The 243-nt window shown below is 65.4% G+C and carries 1 protein-coding gene; it reads right to left on the bottom strand.

Translation table 11 applies throughout. The features are described 5' to 3' along the window. On the bottom strand, positions 1-243 hold a 243-nt coding region (locus tag J5M73_RS31670; protein ID WP_207817048.1), incomplete at both ends, for an amino acid permease.

The following is a 243-nucleotide window of genomic DNA, read 5'->3' on the forward strand; positions in this document are numbered from 1 at the left end:
TTCTCCTTCTTCAGGAACGCTGGCATGGTCCGGTCCCGGGCGGTCGCGTAGAGAATCTCCGCGCACAGCAGGGCCCAGGACAACAGCGCCCCCAGCAGGGAAATCGCCAGGCCAATGCTGATCAGCACCGCGCCCCAGTGGCCCACCACATGCTCCAGCACGGCAGCCATGGACGGGTTCTGCAGCTTGGCCAGTTCCGGCTGGGTCATGATCCCCAGGGACAGCACGTTCACCAGCACCAGG

The sequence above is a fragment of the Pseudomonas sp. 50_B genome, from assembly GCF_017491625.1.
GTDB lineage: Bacteria > Pseudomonadota > Gammaproteobacteria > Pseudomonadales > Pseudomonadaceae > Aquipseudomonas > Aquipseudomonas danubii.